Genomic DNA, 19,030 nt, shown 5'->3' with positions numbered 1-19,030 from the left:
TCCTTAATATACCCTGACGGCCTGGCCGTCGGCAAGCTTGTGAACGCCGGCAGTAACGATGCGTTCGCCGGTGCTGATGCCTTCGGTGATCTTCACGGAGCCGCCCTCGACGAGATCGGCATCGATGGTGACCGGCCGAATGGAGACCTTGCGAGCCCCGGTATCGACCACCCAGACGTGCGGCTTTCCATCCTTCATCAGGACGGCGGACGACGGCAGCAGGATCATCGGATCTGCAATGACCGTCGCGGTTGCGGTGACGACGGAGCCGAGGCGAAACGCTTCCGGCGGATCGATAAGCATGATTTTCGTGCGCCGCGTGCGGGTGGTCGCCTCGGCTTCCGGCGCGATCTCTCTCACGGTGCCGCTTGCGCGAATGGTCGGATCGAGCTGGAGAGCGATCTCAAAAGGGGATCCCACCTTGAGGCCGTCGAAGCTTGCCACGGGTATGTCGATGATGACATCCCGCTGGTCAGGACGTGCGACGGTGACAATGTTTTGACCTGCGGAGACCACTTGGCCCACTTCGGCCGAAATCGCGGTCACGACGCCATCGAATTCCGCAGGAAGCTGCGCATAGCCCAGTTGCTCCTCCGCCTTATCCAGATTGGCCTGTGCTTTCGCGACCGAAGCGCTGGCACTCTTGCGTCCAAGCTGAGCTTCTTCATAGGCGGCCTCGCTTCCCGATCTGCTCTCGAGCAGGGAGCGCTGGCGCTCCTCGGTGGATGCGGCATTGACCAACTGCGCCTGGGCATTCGAAAGCTCGGACTGAGAACTTTTGACGGCAAGTTCGAGCGAAAGCGGATCGATGGCGGCAACGATATCGCCCTTTTTGACGATATCACCGACGCTGACCTTGCGCGCGATGACCCGTCCCAGGACACGAAATGCAAGCTGGGTCTCGATTCTCGCCTCAACCGTCCCCGGAAGGGTCAGCGCGGAGGCGGCGGTGGATTCGGCGACGACGGAAAGTACAGGACGCGGCGGGTCGTAATGGGCTTCATCCTGCTTTTCGCAAGAAGTCAGCAGCAATGACCCGAGGATCGCCAGGCCAGTCGTAATGCGGATATTCATTTTGCAGCTCCGTTGTCATATGTGACGGCCTGGCCCGATCGCAGGAACTTCGCGCCGTCAGCGACCACGATCTCGCCCGGCGACACTCCAGCCCGCACGGCAAAACGGCCGGTTTCATAGCCGGAGACTTCGACCTGGCGAAGAGAGACGCTCGACGAGGCAGGATCGACAATCCAGACGGCCGGCTTGCCGCTCTTCGACGCCATCGCCGACCACGGCAGTTCGATTGCGTCCTGCGCTGCGGACCGAAACAGCCCGACAACCGGAGCTCCGAGCGGCATGTCCGGCGCTCCTTCTAGCCCCACCTTGACCCTGATCGTCCCGGTCGACGCATCGATCGTGGGCGAGATTTCGCGGATGGAAGCCTCTATCCTGTGAGACGTCGCCGAAAGGAGGCTGACGGCGACCTTGTTTTCCAGGTTGCGACCGAGATAAAGGGACTCGAACACGTTGAAGACGGCGTCGCGAGGACCGTCATGCGCAAGCGTAAAGGCCAACTGTGCAGCTTGGGCCACCTGCCCTATTTCGACGTTTCTGGCGGTGATGACGCCATCCGCATCGGCCCGCAGTTCGGTATAGGAAAGCGCATCCTGTGCCGTATCGAGCTGCGCCTGGGCTGATTTTACGCTTCCTTGGGCGGTCAGGAGCGCTTCCTGGGCCTGATCGAGCGCGGCACGGGTCGCAACCTGCGTCTTGAAGAGGTTCTGCTGTCGGTCGAAGGCGAGCTGAGCCTGTGTCTGCTGGGCAATCGACGACTGCAGGTTTGCCGTGGCGACACCCAGATCGGCCTTCTGCTCCTCGGCGTCTATGCGCGCAAGCACCTCACCGGCTTTCACTTTAGAGCCCACGTCGACGAAGCGCTCGACAATGCGCCCGCTCACCCTGAAGGAAAGACCGCTCTCGACGCGGGCACTCACTTCGCCGGTGATGCTGTTGCTTTCGACGACTGGCGTGAGCTTGGCCACGACGGTCTCCACAATCTTCGGCTTGGCCTCGCTTGCGTTTTGCTTTTCGCATGAGGCAAGCGCGACGGCGCTCGCACCCAGCCATGCGACGACAAGGATAGTTTTCATTAATTCAACCTCTTGCAGCAGTGACACACTCGCGGCGCTTCACCGCCGCGAACTCAACGATCAGGATTGCGTTCTTTGCTGCCAGACCGAGCAGAGTCAGCGTGCCAATCTGAAAATAGATGTCATTTGTCGGCCTCCGCGGCATCGTCGCGACAAGCGCATCCAAAAAAGGAAAGGATCGCGGTGATAACAGCCAGGGGCCCTGGCCTTCATGTTGTGCGGCTTGAATGAAAAACATCACGATGACACGGAATCTTGACTTCGTTTGTCACCAATTATCCAAAATCGTATTTGGCGTCATTGCGCAATACGGTCAAAATATTTTGCAACGTCGCCAATCTGCCGACGCACCTGAAGCCGGGAGTTCCGAACTAATGGGGGGCCTTGCGCTATCCGCTGAGCTAGCGTGACCTTGAAGAAATGGTTCACGAACGCGGCTTCCATTCTCCAGCAGGACGTCGATAGCGATCCCCATCGCGCGAAGGAGAAGATGCCGAGATCGGGCGTTCCAGCCGTTCAAACCGGCACGCAGAACGACCGCTGGTTTCCAAACGATGCCCTGGCTGAGAAAGAGTTTCGGCTCTACCGGAGAAGGAACCGTCAACGTTCAGAATGACTTGCTCACGCGCCTCTTCGACTTCAAAAAGTTAACAGAGGGTGACGTGCACCGCACTCAGGGGAACTGAAGCTCCTCTGTGTCGTCAAAATGCCACAATGGCTGTTCTCCGGAACGGTTTGGCCGAAATGGAAAATATTTTGTCCAGATATCGAAATGCCCGTGATCAGGAAGCCGATTAGAAGACTAAAACAGTCAAGTTAATCGGGGCGATAAAGCATGAACAGCAACGCGGATAGCAAGCCAATCGGTCAAAGCAAATTCCAAAACCAACATGACATCAGATTCCTTGTTTGCGTGTCGGCGCTCGCGATCGCAGCCACCTCGGCTATCCCCGCAATCGCCCAAGAAGCGGCCGGGCAGGAATCGACCGTCCTCAAGCCGATCGTCGTAACGGCACGAAAAACGGAAGAACAGTCAAGGGACGTGCCTCAAAGCATCACCGTCGTGAAGCCGAAAGACATTGAAAGTAATGCGCTTGACGCAGGGGGAGCGATCGCGGCGGCTTCTCCAAACGTCGTATGGCAGAATGCATCGGTGGGACGACAGTTCTTTTCAATCCGCGGCATCAGTTCTCTTGGCGTGCCGAATAACTTTTCAGATGGCACCATTGGCTTTACCGTTGATGGCATACCCCAGAGCATGATGAGTTCGCAGAATATGCTCTTCGACATCGATCATGTGGAAGTCCTTCGCGGGCCGCAGGGGACGCTTTGGGGTACGAACGCGCTTGGCGGTGCTATCAACGTCACCACCAAACAGCCGGACGGCGAGCACGAGGCTAAAATCACAACGGAATTCGGAGAACATGGCTATGCCATGGGCGAAGCCACACTCGGCGGCGTGCTAATTCCCGACACTTTAAACGGGCGAATGGCGATTCGCTTCAATAACTACAACGGGGATATCAACAGCCTGTTCACCGACGATCTCGGCGCAAGAAAAATCGGTGCTTTCCGCGGAGGGCTGCAATTCCTCGGCCTCGATGACACGACCATCACACTGACCGGAAACTACCTTCGAGACGATTCAAACGCCCCTTTTTCTCTTTTACGTGGAGCACCGGGCTTTCCGATCAGCGGCGTACTGTCGGAGCCTGATTATGTCACGACACATGCCGACGTCGGATTGAATATCAAGCACGAATTCGAGAATTTTTCCCTCACGTCCATCACGGGCTTTCAGAATAACAAGATAAGGTCCCGGACTGAAGGAAACGATATTCTCATTCCGTCGCTGTTCCCATTGGTCGGTAGCGATGTTTGGCACGGCGTCGACAAGGAAAACATCTTCAGTCAGGAGATTAGGCTGAACTCCCTTGAAGGCGACGATATCAGATGGGTCGCGGGAGCGAGCCTCAGTTATTCGGATCTCGACCATAGTTGCACCGCTCCTCAATGCGCACCATTCCCCTATTCCAGTCTCGTCACCATGGACACGAATCTTCGTGCCTTGAACCTTGGCCTGTTCGGTGACGCCTCCGTCCCGCTTGGCGACAAATGGGAAGTGTCATTTGGCGGGCGTTTGAGCCATGATGACATCAAAGTGAAAAAGACCAATGATCTTCGCGTTGCCAGCCTCACGGGCGGCAGCGATGCTGATGAAACCTATCTCACAGGACGCGCCGCGCTCGCTTACAAATGGAACGAAACCGCACAGAGCTACGTCTCCATCGCGCGTGGACATGGGACGAAAATTTACCCGCTGTTTTCGTATCCGAATAACGGTGTTGTGGCCGACGCTTACCCGGCGGCCGAAGACTGGACTTATGAACTTGGCACCAAGGTCGCGCTTTTCGATGACCGTCTCGAACTGGACGGGAGTGTCTTTTATAACGACGTGAAGAACGGCGTCCTGAGCTATTACGATCCCCGCCTTGGAGGCTTCGCCACGACTTTCCAGAGCTACGACACGTATGGGTTAGAATTGCAGGCGCGGGCTGCAATTACGGACGAGTTAAGCTTTAACGCGGGCGTAGGCTATACACATAGTCGGCTCGGCTCGGACGGAGCAAGTTCGATATTCGAAGGAAACCGGGTTCCCAATATTCCGGAATGGAGCGCATCTGCCGGACTGGCTTACGAAAAAGATGCTGAAGTGGTGGGCCTACCCGGCTCGTTCAATGCCGCCCTCGATTATCAATTCAGAAGCTCTCGCCCTGCCGATGTACAGTCCACCTTCGACCTCGACGCATATCACATCGTGAATGCTCGGGTTGGTTGGAAAAACACTGGCGGAGATTTTGAAATCTACGGTTTCGGACGCAACCTGTTCAACGAACGTTATGAAACGTTTGGTGCCGCCGGTTATTTCGGAAGCCAGGTTGTGTCCGTGAGCCAGGGCCGCGTTCTTGGGGTTGGGATTTCAAAGTCCTTCTGATTAGCTAGGCTTAGCAGCGCTTTGATTGCATTTTTCTTCTGCGCCGATACTAACTGAAGACGATGAAGAGGTTCTCATGCCTATCTTGGAAGAATTCGAGACAGAGTTTGATCCTGATACGGTGGATAAACCTCTCATCGTCGTTGGTGCAAAAAAAGCCGTTTCCTACTGGGAGAAAGGACAACACGCGCACAGAAAGGCTTCACTTTTGCTGAACCTCAGAGGAATGGTGACTTGCGAAGCAGACGATGGTGTCTGGATCGTCCCTCCTCATTCTGCGCTGTGGATGCCCGCGGGGAAAGCTCATTCGGGGCGCTTGTCAGGTAACATCGAATGCTACGCGGTCTTCATCGAACCTGAATTGATCACCAGGCAGCCAAAGTCCTGCGCAACTCTTTCCGTTTCGCCTCTCTTGAGGGAACTGGTTCTCAGATGCGCGCAGTCGCCTGTCGATGCGCCATTCTTCGACGCGGATTTCCGCATCCTGGCCGTCCTGTTGGATGAGCTGGATGCGGCACAAGAGGTGAAGCTCTCGTTTCCGATGCCGAAATCGGCTCCCCTTCAACAGCTTGCAAACTTGCTTCTCAAACATCCAGGAGACAAGGCGACTCTAGCCCAATGGGGAGCGAGGATCGGATTAAGCGAACGCACCTTGAGCCGATCGCTTCTCGTGGAGACCGGGATGAGTTTTGGCCGGTGGCGACGTCAGCTGCATGTTGTTCTGGCGCTTCAGCGACTGGGCGACGGCGAAATCGTTCAAAATGTCGCGATAGATCTCGGATATGAAAGTGCAAGCAGTTTCGTGACAATGTTTCGAAAGACGTTAGGAAAGCCGCCAGCCCGATACCTGATGGACCAAACCTACAGCCTAGCTGAAGCGCGCTCGTCTTGAGATTGGCGCTTCATCCCCGTGCACCTGAAAACAGGCGGTTCGACCGTATCTCGAAACCAATTTACCGGCTGGTCACATACCACCACATCGAGTTGAACCAGTTCGTTCGCGCCTCTAATCCCGCCGTGAAGGCCCGAAATAATTGATGATCGTCTGCTTTTGCCAGACCTGGATACTCATTTCCATTTCAAACAGGTTCGATAGACAGTCAGTCGTGAATACGTCATCCGGTCGCCCATCGCAGAAAATACGCCCATCCTTCATTCCGATGACACGATCAGAATGCGCCGCTGCGAAATTAATGTCGTGGAGGACTGTGACGATTGTCTTGTCGAGTTCGTCAGCGGCACGCCTCAACAGTTGCATGGTGATTGCAGCATGCTTGATATCCAGACTGTTCAAAGGCTCGTCGAGCAACAGATAATCCGTGTCCTGGCAAAGAACCATTGCAAGAAAGACACGTTGCCTTTGACCGCCTGAGAGCTCGTCGACGTAGCGTGCCTTGAGGCCGGCTATGCCGAGGTAGGCCAAGGCCTTGTCGACCTGTTGGTGATCTTCCGGCGTCAGGTGGCCCCGTGAATAGGGATAGCGTCCAAAAGCCACCAAATCCGAAACGGTCAGCCGCACCGAAAAATGATTGTCCTGCCTGAGAATCGACAGAAGCTTCGCAAGATGCCGGCCCTGTACGGAGGCGATGTTCGTTCCATCGATCGTGACAGCACCACTCGTTGGCGGTGTGAGCCGGCTGATGAGGGACAGGAACGTTGATTTTCCCGCACCATTCGGACCGATGATGGACGTCACGCCGGCACGCGGGATCCTAACGGACACGTTATCGACAACCACGGCCTCGCCGTAGCGCTTTGTGAGGCCTCGTGTTTCGATCAAGTTGCTCTCCGGGTGATGAGGAACAGAAAAACGATCCCGCCGAAAAATTCGATGACGATGCTCAGGCTCGTTGTGAAAGCAAACAGGTGTTCAAGTATGAACTGACCCGCAATCAGAGTGGTTGAAGCGATGAATACCGCTGCTGGCAAAATGAACGCGTGGCGGTGGGTGCCCGCGATCCGATAGGCGAGATGTGCGACAAGCAAGCTGAAAAACGTGACAGGCCCGACCAATGCCGTCGAGACAGACACCAGCACCGAAACCAGAAACAGCGCTCTTCTGACGGATCGGCTATAGTCCACCCCAAGACTGATCGCCGTTTCACGGCCAAGGGCAAGGACGTCGAGATCGCTCCGCATTCGCCAACCGATTAGGGAGGCGAGGCCAATCAGAATAGTGGAAATTCCCAATAGATCGGCGTGAACAAGATTGAAACTTGCAAACATGCGATCTTGCAGCACGGCGAACTCTCCGGGATCGATCACGCGCTGAAGGAAATTGGAAACGCTGCGCAGGAGGATTCCAAACATCAGACCGGCCAGCGCGACGAACTGCAGATCTCGTTTTCTTCCGCCCAACATCCATCGATAGATCGATACCGAGGCGCCGACCATGATCCCAGTCTGTAGAAGAAAGAGGATTTGCGGGTTCATTCTGCTTAGGGAAAAGTGCCCAAATCCGAAAGCCAGGATCGTTTGTATGAGAATATAGAATGCGTCAAATCCCAAGATTGAGGGCGTCAGAATTCGATTTTCGGTTATCGTCTGGAATACAACCGTTGACGTCGCTATGGCATAAGCGACCAGTAGCAGTCCCGCGAGCTTTTGTGTTCTGAGACCAACAGCATAGGACCAGTTTTGCCCCAGATCGACAGTGAGAAAAGTAAGGGCCGCCACAGAGGCAAGAGCCGCCAGGAAGACGAGCACCGCTACCGGTCTGCGGCTGTTGGTCGATTCAGCCATATCGTGATGCCGCCCGCTTGAGGAGAAGCAGGAAGATGGCGCTTCCGAGCACGCCGATGATTGATCCCAACGGTATCTCGTACGGCCTTATGACAGTCCGCCCCACAATGTCGCAGCCGAGCACGAACGCTGCGCCCAGTAACGCAGTCCAGGGGACCGCTCTCCTCACGTTGTCGCCCATCATCATGCTCACGACATTCGGCACGACCAGCCCCACGAATGGCACCGCGCCGACTGTTGCCACGACGGATGCCGTCACAAGGGCGACAATGCCGAGCCCCAGCACCAATGTTCGCCGATAATTCACGCCGAGGTTGCTCGATATGTCTTGGCCAAGCCCGGCGAGCGTGAAGCGATCGGCAATCGCGTAGGCAGCAACAGCTGCTACAAATGACACCCACAACAATTCATAGCGACCGCGAAGCACCATCGAAAAATCCCCTGTCGACCAGCCGATGAGCGATTGGAGAATGTCGAACCTGTAAGCAATGAAGGTCGCCGCTGCGTTGATCACACCACCAAGCATCAGGCCGACCAGGGGGACCAGCAAGGGCGATCGCAAAGGTGCACGTTGGAGCACGGCAAAGAACAAGGCCGTACCAAGCAATGCCGTCGCGACCGACACCAGCATTTTGAGGAAAACAGGTAAGCCGGGTGCAATCAGCGTGACCAGAAGAAGGCCAAATATTGCGGATTCTATCGTTCCGGACGTACCCGGCTCCACGAAGCGGTTCCGCGACAGCATCTGCATGATGGAGCCGGCGATCGCCATCGAGGCGCCGGCCAGAATAAGAGAAATCGTGCGCGGAACACGGCTCGAAAAAAGGATCAATCTCGCCTTTTCGCTCTGCCCGAAGAACAGATCATGGGGCGACAACGTCACTGCGCCGATCAAGAGGCTGACGAGGACGAGCGCCGAGAGCCCAAACATGCCGATGACGAAATACTTCACTGCAATGCCACCAGCGAGATCCGCCGCTCACTGCGCGCTGGAAAGAGCTTTGGAAAGCTCGTCGGCCATCGCCTGCATTGCGATCAAACCGTCGCTGACAATGTACCAATCGACCGGATCGAGATAGACGACGTGACCCAATTTCCAGGCTTTCGTTTGCCGGATTAACTCGTTGTCGACGACCTGCCTCGCCGAAGCTCCAGCTTGCCCGATCGCAGCGTCGCGATCGATGACGAAGAGCCAATCAGGATCGGTCTCAAGCACGAATTCAGGTGAGACGATCTGGCCGTGGAAGCTGGTGTCGAGATCTTTGACCGCCGGCTTTATGCCGAACGTATCATAGAGCATCCCAAACCATGTCCCGGGGCCCATAGCCGACATCTTGCCGCCTGTCGTCATAATCAAGAGGGCGGTTCCGGCGGCGTGCGCCTTCTCCTTTACCGACTCGATGGACTGTCGCAGTTTTGTCACTCGGTCAGAAACGTCTTTCTGCTTGCCGAATATCTCGCCTAATTCCTCCGCATATTTGATGGTGCTTCCCAGCCGGTCCTTCAGGTCTGGAGTCAGATCGATTGTCGGGCCGATCTTGGACACCTCCGGATATTTTGGGCTTGATCGACCGCCAACGATGATCAGATCAGGCGCCATCGCAGAGAGGGCTTCGTAGTCCGGCTCAAAGACAGAACCGACCTTACGATATTCCGGGCCATCGAATTTATGCAGATATGGCACAAAAATATCGTTCGGAACTCCCTGCACATCAACACCTATTGCGTACAGGGTGTCGAGCGCTGAAACATCTAATACTGCAACGGTCTTCGGGTCCTTCTTGACCTCGGTTTCACCCATCGCATGTTGAATCATAACCCCGTCCGCATGTGCACTACCGAACGGTGCAAACGATAAAAACAACGTGCAGATCGCAGCGAAGTGGGAAGTTCGTAACATGACCGTTCCTAGAGCATCAGTCGAAGGTGGCAATGGTGAAGCCGATCGGCGGCCGTCGACAAAAAGATGATGATCTATGTCATGTTATCTTGGCTTCTGCATATCGGCGTCCAGACAAAATATATCGCGATCCAGCCAAACGGCTTTGATCGAGAGGATTGCGTGATCCGCCCGTTTGAGGATTGCAGTGGCAGCAAATGTCCCGGGTTCTCACTTTTCAGGCGCATCCAACAAGAGACGCTCAGCAAACCCCCACGCCTCCTCTTCGGAACCAGCGATGAGCAAGGGATAGCCCCAGAATTTTGAGAACGCCCCTGCGAACGCCTTCATTGCCAGGCGCTTTGCTGCGCCAGGCTCGATATGAACCATGCCTTTCACGTATGTGCGCAGATCGTGCTTGTGTTTTTTCATCCAAAGGGAGACTTGTTTCTTCTCCTCCTGGGTGTGCTCGTGGTCATCTTGTTCGGCCGTCAGACTGAGAAAGACGAATTTCTCCTTCCGTGCCAGAAGAGCTTCGAATCTTTCGAAATCTTCCGCGTGGTCATGCTCCGGCTCTGCGTGACTATGCGTGAAATCGACCCAGACATATGGAAACTTAGAGGCGTCCATTTTCATGATATTCTCCATCGACGTTGCGAGATTGCTTTTTGGCGGCTTGAATTTTAGGGACAAAAGCTGTTTGGCGTCCCGGTGCATGGTCGCAGGTGGCTAGGTCTTGATACGGCATCGGCCGCCCTATCGTGATTTACAGGCAACTTTTCCTCGGCGCGCTGACGCTCCCAATTCTTCAGGTTGATGAGCGATGTGCCGATATTCGATTTAATGCTACTCAACAGAAGATCGAGGCCGGCGAAGGCGAACACCTGCCTGACCGCCGGCTGCGGCGACACGATTTTTAGTAGACTGGTCCGCCGCTTTTTCGGTCCGCGGCAGGCGGCTGCGCTGTGACAGCGAAGAGTACGCCTTGATCTTCATCCGGAAAGAATGAGCCTGGCAGGGTGTGGAATAGATAACTGGTTGCTCCAAGCATACCACCGCGATGAGCAATCCGATCACAACGCGTTCGATGAAGAACCGAACTCCGGCCGCGCCGCCGCAATCCGTGCTGAGTGTTGATCGCTCAAGGCGGCGGATTTTTGCCTCAGTTCCACTACAGTCACACAGGGAGGAGGCATGACAAAAGTCTCCTGTGCGAGAGATGAAGTGGCAAAAAGGGATTTAAGCGCGCGGAACAGAGGAGCTTTCGCGAAAAATCAGGTACTCGAATGCTCATTCGACGCTCCAGCAAGTTTTTAGTATCGCAGCACACGATAAGAAGCAAAGGCGCTGGTGCTTGAAACTAGGGTCGGAGTCAAACACCAGCGCATCCAGATTTCATGGGGCGGGAAAATCTGGACTTTGATCGTCATAAATTATCGGAAATTACATTTGGCGTCATTGCGCAATACGGTCAAAATATTTCGCTACATCGCCAACCTATTGACGCACCGGAACCTCGCGTTGAGTAATCCAGACCCTCCGCCCAAACGCTGCGGACGTCCAAAGGGAGGTTTTGGCCGTGGCCGGATGTCTCAACCATGCCGGCTACATCCTTGTACTCGGGGTCGTCGCCGACAAGAATTGCGTTCCGAAAGCGATCTTGGAGATCCTTGAAAATGTCGTTGAGATCGTCCCCATCAGGATCGCCATGACGCCCTTCTGGCTCGAAGCGACGAGGATCGATGAAAGCGGCGGGTCACTTCTAAGTGGAAATCAGCCAACCTAACCAGATCGACGGCTTCCAATTCTTCAAAACGGCGCGACGGATAATCGTGAGTTTCGAAGCCATGTTCTGGCTAAAGAAGTGCTCCGGCCTTTCCGGCCGGTGGACCGTCAGTGATCAGAACGATGCTCGCGCACCACTTCAGCCTGCAAAAGGTCAACAAAGCACGAAAGGGGATCCAAAAATCGGGTTATCCTAACTCGGCTGAAACTTTGCGACAGGCCTCCGATTTTTTTCTAACAAGCTGCCCCAGCTTAGCCCGTTCCAGCGCCTTCACTCGCCGGACGAGCCAATGCTGCAAATTTCGCAAGGACACCACGGGTGTAGCGGGGCTGTGGCTGGACCCAGTTGGCTCGGCGACGAGCGATTTCTTCCTCGCTAACATTAAGTTGAAGAAGGCGCCGATGAGCATCAATGGTGATCTGATCCCCTTCCTTAACGAAAGCAATCACGCCGCCTTCGAAAGCTTCGGGCGTGACGTGTCCAACAACCATCCCCCATGTCCCACCGGAGAAGCGGCCGTCAGTAATCAGCCCGACGCTTTCTCCGAGGCCGCGGCCAACAAGAGCAGAGGTGGGCGCCAGCATTTCTGGCATGCCTGGACCTCCCTTCGGACCCAGGTAGCGTAAAACGAGGATGTCGCCGGGGCGAATACGATCCGACAGAATGGCCTCCATGGCAGTCTGCTCGTCCTCAAACACACGAGCCGGTCCCTCCATGACGGGGCTCTTGAGGCCGCTTATCTTTGCAACAGCGCCACCCTCTGCAAGATTTCCCTTGAGGATCGCAAGATGACCTTCACTGTACAGAGGCTTGCTGAGCGGACGGATCACTTCCTGATCGTGCCTCGGATTGTCGGGCAATTTGGCCAACTCCTCGGCTATCGTACGACCCGTGATTGTCAGGCAGTCACCGTGAAGAAGCCCAGCATTCAAGAGAAGTTTCAGAACTTGCGGCACACCTCCTGCACGATGCAGGTCCGTCGCCATAAACCGCCCTGAGGGCTTGAGATCGCAGATGACGGGGACTCTTTGGCGCACGCGCTCGAAGTCGTCCAAGTTCCACTCGACCTCGCCGGCCTGCGCAATAGCCAGATAATGCAAGACAGCATTGGTGGAGCCGCCTGTCGCCATGATCAAGGCCACCGCATTTTCAATCGACTGTCGGGTGACGATGTCTCGTGGCTTCAAGCCTGTTTTTACAGCCTCGACGAGGGTGCGGGCGGACTGCGCAGCGCTTTCAATCTTCTCTTGGTCCGGGTTTGCCATATTGGCCGAGTAGAGGAGAGACATACCTAGGGCTTCGAAGGAGGAACTCATGGTATTGGCCGTGTACATGCCGCCGCACGATCCAGTCGTCGGACAGGCATTGCGTTCAATCCCCTCGAAGTCCTCTTCGGTCATCCGTCCGGCCATGAAGGTACCGACGGCCTCAAACGCCGACACGATCGAGAGCGCCTGTCCTTTCCAGTGACCTGGCCTGATCGTTCCGCCATAGACGTAAATGGCGGGAACATTGGCCCGCAGGATGCCGATCATGCCGCCGGGCATGTTTTTATCGCAACCACCGAGGACAAGGACGCCGTCCATCCATTGACCTTGTACTGAGGTTTCGACACAGTCCGCAATCACCTCCCGGGAAACCAGCGAATACTTCATGCCTTCCGTTCCCATCGACATGCCGTCGGAGATCGTCGGGGTGCCGAAGAGTTGCGGATTGGCTCCTGCCTCTTTTAGCGCAGCCGCAGCAGCGTCCGCCAAGGGTTGCAGGCCGGCATTGCAGGGCGTGATCGTGGAGTGACCATTGGCTATCCCAATCATCGGCTTCTCGAAATCTGCCTTTTCATAACCTAGGGCATAGTACATCGCTCGATTGGGTGAACGAGCAATTCCCTGAGTGATGTTCCGCGACCGTTCGTTGTATGGCATCCGAGCCTCCCTGTTGTTCAAACTTGGTGATGATAGCAACGAACAACTAAGGCGTGAAATATATTATTCGTTCTGCTATAAGTCGCCAAACATATTAGTAGGAGGGTTGTTTGGACCTCAGACAGTTGCAACAGTTTTTGGCAGTCGCCGACGAACTTCATTTCGGCCGTGCCGCGGCTCGTCTCAACATGTCCCAGCCGCCCCTCAGTCAGGCAATCCAGGCCTTGGAGCGCGAGGTCGGGGCAAAGCTTTTCGAACGAACGAAGAGAATGGTGAAGCTATCCTCCGTCGGGCGATTATGGCTGCCGCACGCACGCCGTGCCGTGGAGCATGTTACATCTCTCCCAGCTTTGGCGGAACGTCTTGCTCGTGGTGAAATTGGCTATCTGCGGATCGCTTTCGTCAGCACAGCCGATTATAATCAATTGCCCGCCTTGATAAGCAGCTACCGAAGTGCCTATCCGAATGTCGAACTTTCTCTGCGCGAGGCAACGAGCGACGTTCAGATCGAAGCAATCCTACGGGATGAAATCGACATTGGGGTTGTGATTGGCCCGCGAGAAGCTGCGTTGCATCCCCAATTGCAATACGTCACGCTTTTGCGCGAAAAGCTGATAGCAGTAGTGCCTGATCAATGGATCCGGGACAGACGCGAAGGGTTCGGGAGAGACACTGTTCGACCCAAGGACATTTTTGCGGCGCCACTTATTCTCTTTCCGCGTCGTTCAGCACCTACCTTTCACGACTTGATATCCGGATACTTTAATCGCCATGGTGCGGATTTCTTGGTTCATCAGGAAGCGATACAGATGCAGACCATCATCGGATTGGTGGCCGCGGGAATGGGAATAGCATTGGTTCCGGAATCCATGAGGAGCCTTGAGCGGAAAGGTGCGCGTTATCTGGCCTTGGAGGGAGATGTTCCTGAAGTGGAGACGGGCTTCTTATGGCGCAACGGCGACACAAACCCGGCACAACAGAACTTTGTCAGAATGGTGAGGAACGCCGCCTGTGATGATTCATGCGCGGTTTAGCGTTTCCTCTACGGTTCCATGGGCAGCGAGCCCGGCAGCGTATCCGGGTGCTCTCGTAGCGCCCGGTGCGACCGCTTTCGCTGATTAAGTCGACGTCTATCGCTGCTTCGTGCGCACGTAGCCTCCCGACATTCGTTGCCAGATGCGAATTCGCGATGCCTATGCTTCAGTGCATTCTTCGTCGGATAGCCCAACTAACGGATGGTGGCATTCGCCCGTTTGCCGAGCTTGATATAGAGCTGCACAGCCCTCATGCGGTCTTCGTCCGAATACATGAACTATCTCCTGGTAGGGAGTTGTCACATTATCAAGCGGCGAGCGGTCTTCGTCGTAGGGGGTCTGCGATCAAGCAGCCGCGCCAGTGACGACCTTCCACTGCGCCATTGCGCGAATGCGATGAATATGGGTGGCCAGTGCTGATCGTTTGTAACGTGGGGCGACGAAGAGATTTCGAAGTGCGGAGAAGATCGAGATGAAGCGCTGCAGACTTCCCGGTGATCGGAAACCTTGCATTGTCCTCTCCCGTTTCCGCAGTGGCAGATGGGAATTTTCCGCTCTATTGTTAAGACCCTTATGGGATCTGTGCTCCACAGCCGGCATAACCTCACGCTTGGCCGCGCCATACGAGCGGAGCTTGTCGGTGATGATCCGCTTGGGCGGCATGCCTGCTTTCTTTAGCAGCCTGATGAGCAACCGCTTGGCAGCCTTCGTATCGCGTCGGCTCTGAACAATCTCATCGAGAACATAGCCATCTTGATCAACGGCACGCCAAAGCCAGTGCTTTTTGCCGGCGATGGAAATCACCACCTCATCCAGATGCCACACATCCTGACGCGAAGGTCGCCTGCGACGAAGTTGCTTTACGTAGGCCGGTCCGAATTTCCGACCCCATCGCCGAATCGTTTCATAAGAGACAACAATTCCGCGTGCCAGTAACATTTCCTCGACAAGGCGTAAGCTCAGCGGAAACCTGAAATACAGCCAGACCGCATTCGAGATGATCTGTTGCGGGAAACGGTGGCGCTTGTAGCCGACGGCAGGAGTCTTCATCCCACCGTCTCTATGCTCAATTCACTGACGCCGCGTTTATGTGACAACACCGGGCCAGCGGTCATATCAAACAGCGCTTACAGGCCGGAGACATGACTGCACCCGACCCGCAACGCTCAAACATCGCCGAAATCACCTTGCCAAGCGGGCGCCATCCAGACACGACGCTGCCGGCCTCGTTCACCACCCGAAGCAGGGCCTGATTCAAACTCGTTTCCATGTTGGAGCCTCCGCTATCCTTTGCCGAAAATGCTGGATCGGACTACCTCCGACCCAGCGCACATTACAACGTCAGCTCAAAACTCCTCCCAGTTGCTCTCCTCCACCTTATTAGCGGCGTTACCGGAAAAGGCGGAGACTAATTTCCGTCCAAGCATGCGAGCTGGAGATGGGGCGATCGTTTCGGTTTCGCCAGCGATCCGAGGCTTCTGAATCGGCCGACTACTCGTATTGGACAGTTTGAATTGGCCGAGCAAATCATTGAGGGAGGCCACCTCCTTTGCCAGACCGTGGCTCGCCGCGGTCGTTTCTTCCACCATTGCGGCGTTTTTCTGTGTGTCCTGATCCATCTGGTTAACGGCTATGTTAATCTGCTGAAGACCCGCTGATTGCTCTTGCGCCGATTCAACGATGGCGGCGACGTGCCGGTTGATTTCCTGGACTTCAGACACAATCGTCTGAAGAGCCTTACCAGTATCGCCGACAAGCTTGACACCTTCCTCCACTTGCTCGTTCGAGGTGTGAATTAATGCTTTGATTTCTTTAGCGGCGTGGGCCGAGCGCTGCGCTAATTCGCGCACCTCCTGCGCGACAACGGCAAACCCTTTGCCTGCCTCACCGGCGCGGGCCGCCTCGACGCCGGCATTGAGAGCCAGCAGGTTCGTCTGGAAGGCGATCTCGTCGATAACACCGATGATATTCGAGATCTCGCTGGAAGACTTCTCAATACGCTCCATCGCGACGACCGCCTGGCGCACCACCCCACCCGATTGCTCGGCCCCGATTTTGGCGCGACTGACGAGTTGACCGGCTTCTTGTGCTCTCTTGGTAGAATCTTTGACAGTCGTGGTAATTTCCTCGAGTGCGGCTGCGGTCTCCTCAACTGAGGCCGCCTGCTGTTCAGTTCTCCTAGCGAGATCATCGGCCGCCGCTCTAATCTCATTGGCTCCCGCGCCGATCCCGCCGGCATTCTGCGCTACCACTTCAAGTGCGCTCTGGAGCTTTTCCGCGGATGCATTGAAATTGTCGCGCACCCCGTCCAGAGATGCAGCGAATGGCTGTGGAATGCGATATGAAACGTCGCCGTCGGAAAGCTTTGCGAGCCCCCTCGCAAGATTGTCGACCGCGAATTGCACGTCGGTCGCCTCTCGCGCTTTCTGTCTATCGCGCTCAAGACGTTCCTGCTCGGAGAGACTACGATTTGCCTCGGTTTCCTCCTGAAGCCTGCGGCGCTCGATCGCATTCTCTCGAAACACTTCAACAGCAGCAGCCATCTGGCCCACCTCGTCCTTACGATCGGTATGAGGAATCTGGCTGGCGCTGTCGCCGTTCGCAAGACTGCGCATGGCATCGTTGATGTTGCGGATCGGCCTGACGACCATCGAGAAAACCAACCAAAGAACCAGCAACGAAAACCCGATGGTGAGCATCGTCGTAAGATAGTTGCTGAATTGCGTTGACTGTGCGGCCGCGTCGGATACGGCATTGCGCGCTTTCAGCAGCCCTCGCTCCTCATCGGCCATTTCACGGACTTTTGCTCGGATGAAATCCATGATTTTTTTGCCCTGGCCCTTAGCAACCATCTTTTGGGCATCGTCTCTGGTGGCTTCATTACGCATCGATTGAAGCACCGGCTCCAGAAACTTTGTGGTCCAATCGGAAGCCAGGTCCGCAACCACTACTAGCCGCTGTTGTTGGACTGGGTTGTCGGCGGTCAATGCCTTTACATCGCTGAACGCCTGCTGATACGAAGCCTGTCCTGCCTTTTGAGGTTCAAGAAAGTTCTCGTCCCCGGTGATGACATAACCGCGCAGTCCGGATTCCTGGTTGATCATGGATGCCGTAAGCACATCAAGCGTTTCGAGGACCTGGTATGTGTGCTCGGTCGCGTCGACTGCCGCGTCCTGTTGACGAAGGCCATGCAGATTGACAGTGCATGCAGCAATGCTCAAGAGGATGAGCACCGCGAAGGCGACCGAGATCTTGGTCAAAATTTTCAGATTATTGAGTGCGGACATAGCTAATCCCTCCCGCGATCGATGATCCGGTTAGTTGGTGCGCGAAGCGCGTCAGGTTATGATCGAACAATGAGGATGCCCGGATAATTCGGGACACCCGGAGCGGGCCGGTCGACAGGTCCGGGGCCGCAGCTTTTTCACAGCGAACGTCCCACGTTTTGCGCGCAACGAAGGACACAAAGGCTTCGCGTTTCTTGGCTGCGGTCTCCTGCTTTAGCAAAGCACATGTAGAACCGACAGAGAAGCTAATACCCTCATGGCAGGACATCCCTGTAGTTAAAACATCGAAGACATTGGTTTATTTTTTGATAACGAGATAATCTCGAACGGTGAACTATCGGAAAGCGAAATTTAGAACGGACTTATTTGGCATAATATATACAAGTATACACGCATTTATCGAAAGGATATTGGAATATTTTCGCATTTTTGGTTGTAAAATACACCATGAATCCGCATTAATTCTATCGTAAGAAGAACTATGTCACTCATTGGCGAATAAGCAATGCTCAATGGCGTTGGTGCGCGGATCGTTAATGGCGTTGTCCTAGGTGATCGGCAATCGCAATAACCGGTCTTCGTCACGATGCCTTTCAAGCACAATGCCTCCCGCCGCCATCGCATTGGCAAGATGAAGTTCAAGGTCACGAACTGGGCGGAATACGAGGCAGGCCTTCGTCGGCGCGGAAGTCTGATGCTTTGGATGACGCCGGAGGCACTGTCGTCCTGGCAGGCGCCGAAGCGGACGACGCGCGGCGGCCAGCCGCGCTACTCCGATCTTGCGATTGAGACTGCGCTGACGCTGGGCCTCGTATTCGGCTTGGGGCTTCGGCAAACGGAGGGTCTTCTGGTATCGGTGCTGGAGCTGATGAGCCTGGATCTCGCTGTTCCCGATCACACGACGCTGAGCCGCCGGGCAAGCAAGCGACGATTGCCGAACAAGCGGCAAGATGATCGCGATCGCATCCCGGAGAAAGGAGCCGTCCACGTCCTTGTCGATAGCACAGGGTTGTAGATCTACGCGCGGGCCAGTGGCTGGAGGAAAAGCATGGCACTAAATTACGTCGAAACTGGCGCAAACTGCACCTGGCGCTGGATGCCGACAGCGGCGAGATCATCGCTCACGTCATGACCGACCAGGATGCCGGCGACGCCTCGCAGGTGGAGGCGCTGCTTGACCAGATCGATGCGCCGATCGGACAGTTCACGGCCGACGGCGCCTATGACGGCAGTCC

16 protein-coding genes and 2 pseudogenes are annotated in these 19,030 nt (G+C 55.6%); 7 read left to right on the top strand and 11 right to left on the bottom strand.

The features are described from left to right. Positions 1–3 precede the first annotated feature (3 nt). Genes FHT28_RS34780 through FHT28_RS36780 form a run of 3 tightly spaced genes read right to left on the bottom strand, consistent with a single transcriptional unit; the run spans position 4 to position 2,385 of the window. Entirely contained in the window at positions 4–1,074 is a 1,071-nt protein-coding gene (locus tag FHT28_RS34780; RefSeq protein ID WP_168598779.1) for an efflux RND transporter periplasmic adaptor subunit, read from the bottom strand. Then, complete coding sequence (locus FHT28_RS34775) at positions 1,071–2,147, bottom strand: efflux RND transporter periplasmic adaptor subunit (protein ID WP_168598778.1); 1,077 nt, start codon at positions 2,145–2,147, stop codon at positions 1,071–1,073. The genes FHT28_RS34780 and FHT28_RS34775 overlap by 4 nt, the downstream gene beginning before the upstream one ends. Before the next feature lie 4 nt (positions 2,148–2,151). Continuing rightward, positions 2,152–2,385: an efflux RND transporter permease subunit gene (locus FHT28_RS36780; protein WP_168598789.1), complete on the bottom strand. Its 234-nt coding sequence runs from the start codon at positions 2,383–2,385 to the stop codon at positions 2,152–2,154. A gap of 168 nt (positions 2,386–2,553) precedes the next feature. Here FHT28_RS36780 and FHT28_RS34765 point away from each other — a divergent pair, with 168 nt between their 5' ends. The 3 genes from FHT28_RS34765 to FHT28_RS34755 all read left to right on the top strand — a co-directional run bounded on the left by FHT28_RS34765 (position 2,554) and on the right by FHT28_RS34755 (position 6,034). After that, entirely contained in the window at positions 2,554–2,763 is a 210-nt protein-coding gene (locus FHT28_RS34765; protein ID WP_168598777.1) for a hypothetical protein, read from the top strand. 219 nt (positions 2,764–2,982) lie between these two features. Continuing rightward, on the top strand, positions 2,983–5,142 hold the full coding sequence (locus tag FHT28_RS34760; protein ID WP_168598776.1) for a TonB-dependent receptor: 2,160 nt from the start codon (positions 2,983–2,985) through the stop codon (positions 5,140–5,142). A 76-nt stretch (positions 5,143–5,218) separates the two neighbouring features. Beyond that, a complete protein-coding gene (locus tag FHT28_RS34755; protein WP_168598775.1) occupies positions 5,219–6,034 on the top strand; it encodes a helix-turn-helix transcriptional regulator in 816 nt (271 codons plus the stop codon). A 114-nt stretch (positions 6,035–6,148) separates the two neighbouring features. Here FHT28_RS34755 and FHT28_RS34750 read toward each other — a convergent pair whose 3' ends face one another. From FHT28_RS34750 to FHT28_RS34730, 5 genes are all read right to left on the bottom strand, one after another. Further along, positions 6,149–6,922: an ATP-binding cassette domain-containing protein gene (locus FHT28_RS34750; RefSeq protein ID WP_168598774.1), complete on the bottom strand. Its 774-nt coding sequence runs from the start codon at positions 6,920–6,922 to the stop codon at positions 6,149–6,151. Continuing rightward, entirely contained in the window at positions 6,919–7,884 is a 966-nt protein-coding gene (locus FHT28_RS34745; RefSeq protein ID WP_168598773.1) for an iron chelate uptake ABC transporter family permease subunit, read from the bottom strand. The genes FHT28_RS34750 and FHT28_RS34745 overlap by 4 nt, the downstream gene beginning before the upstream one ends. After that, the gene (locus FHT28_RS34740) at positions 7,877–8,815 is read right to left on the bottom strand and encodes an iron chelate uptake ABC transporter family permease subunit (protein ID WP_168598788.1); all 939 of its coding nucleotides are present in this window, start codon (positions 8,813–8,815) and stop codon (positions 7,877–7,879) included. Before FHT28_RS34740 ends, FHT28_RS34745 begins: the two co-directional genes overlap by 8 nt. A 48-nt stretch (positions 8,816–8,863) precedes the next feature. Next, on the bottom strand, positions 8,864–9,784 hold the full coding sequence (locus tag FHT28_RS34735) for a siderophore ABC transporter substrate-binding protein (RefSeq protein WP_168598772.1): 921 nt from the start codon (positions 9,782–9,784) through the stop codon (positions 8,864–8,866). Between the two features lie 210 nt (positions 9,785–9,994). Continuing rightward, positions 9,995–10,399: a hypothetical protein gene (locus FHT28_RS34730; protein ID WP_168598771.1), complete on the bottom strand. Its 405-nt coding sequence runs from the start codon at positions 10,397–10,399 to the stop codon at positions 9,995–9,997. A gap of 943 nt (positions 10,400–11,342) precedes the next feature. On the opposite strand from FHT28_RS34730, the gene FHT28_RS34725 reads away from it, so the two are divergent. Continuing rightward, positions 11,343–11,549 (top strand): hypothetical protein, encoded by a 207-nt coding sequence (locus FHT28_RS34725; protein ID WP_168598770.1) that lies wholly within the window; start codon positions 11,343–11,345, stop codon positions 11,547–11,549. Beyond that, a pseudogene (locus tag FHT28_RS36625) lies at positions 11,515–11,713 on the top strand (IS6 family transposase); the annotation flags it as partial. The gene FHT28_RS34725 and the pseudogene FHT28_RS36625, both read left to right, overlap by 35 nt. Positions 11,714–11,800: 87 nt before the next feature. Here the strand turns inward: FHT28_RS36625 and ilvD are convergent. Then, positions 11,801–13,474 carry a dihydroxy-acid dehydratase gene (ilvD, locus tag FHT28_RS34720; protein ID WP_168598769.1) on the bottom strand — a complete coding sequence of 558 codons (1,674 nt, stop codon included), beginning with the start codon at positions 13,472–13,474 and terminating at the stop codon, positions 11,801–11,803. A 110-nt stretch (positions 13,475–13,584) separates the two neighbouring features. Between ilvD and FHT28_RS34715 the strand changes: the two genes are divergently transcribed. Next, positions 13,585–14,508: a LysR family transcriptional regulator gene (locus tag FHT28_RS34715; RefSeq protein WP_168598768.1), complete on the top strand. Its 924-nt coding sequence runs from the start codon at positions 13,585–13,587 to the stop codon at positions 14,506–14,508. A 345-nt stretch (positions 14,509–14,853) separates the two neighbouring features. On the opposite strand, the gene FHT28_RS34710 is transcribed toward FHT28_RS34715, so the two are convergent. Together FHT28_RS34710 and FHT28_RS34705 are read right to left on the bottom strand one after the other, a co-directional pair. After that, the gene (locus FHT28_RS34710; protein WP_168598767.1) at positions 14,854–15,558 is read right to left on the bottom strand and encodes an IS6 family transposase; all 705 of its coding nucleotides are present in this window, start codon (positions 15,556–15,558) and stop codon (positions 14,854–14,856) included. A gap of 296 nt (positions 15,559–15,854) precedes the next feature. Next, positions 15,855–17,795, bottom strand: a complete 1,941-nt coding sequence (locus FHT28_RS34705) for a methyl-accepting chemotaxis protein (protein WP_168598766.1) — start codon at positions 17,793–17,795, stop codon at positions 15,855–15,857. A gap of 586 nt (positions 17,796–18,381) precedes the next feature. Here FHT28_RS34705 and FHT28_RS34700 point away from each other — a divergent pair. Continuing rightward, positions 18,382–19,030, top strand: a pseudogene (locus FHT28_RS34700) (IS5 family transposase); the annotation flags it as partial.

Source organism: Rhizobium sp. SG570, assembly GCF_012275345.1.
GTDB classification, from domain to species: domain Bacteria; phylum Pseudomonadota; class Alphaproteobacteria; order Rhizobiales; family Rhizobiaceae; genus Rhizobium; species Rhizobium lusitanum.
Note: the sequence above shows the minus strand (reverse complement) of the source record. Positions and strands in the feature narration are given on the sequence as shown.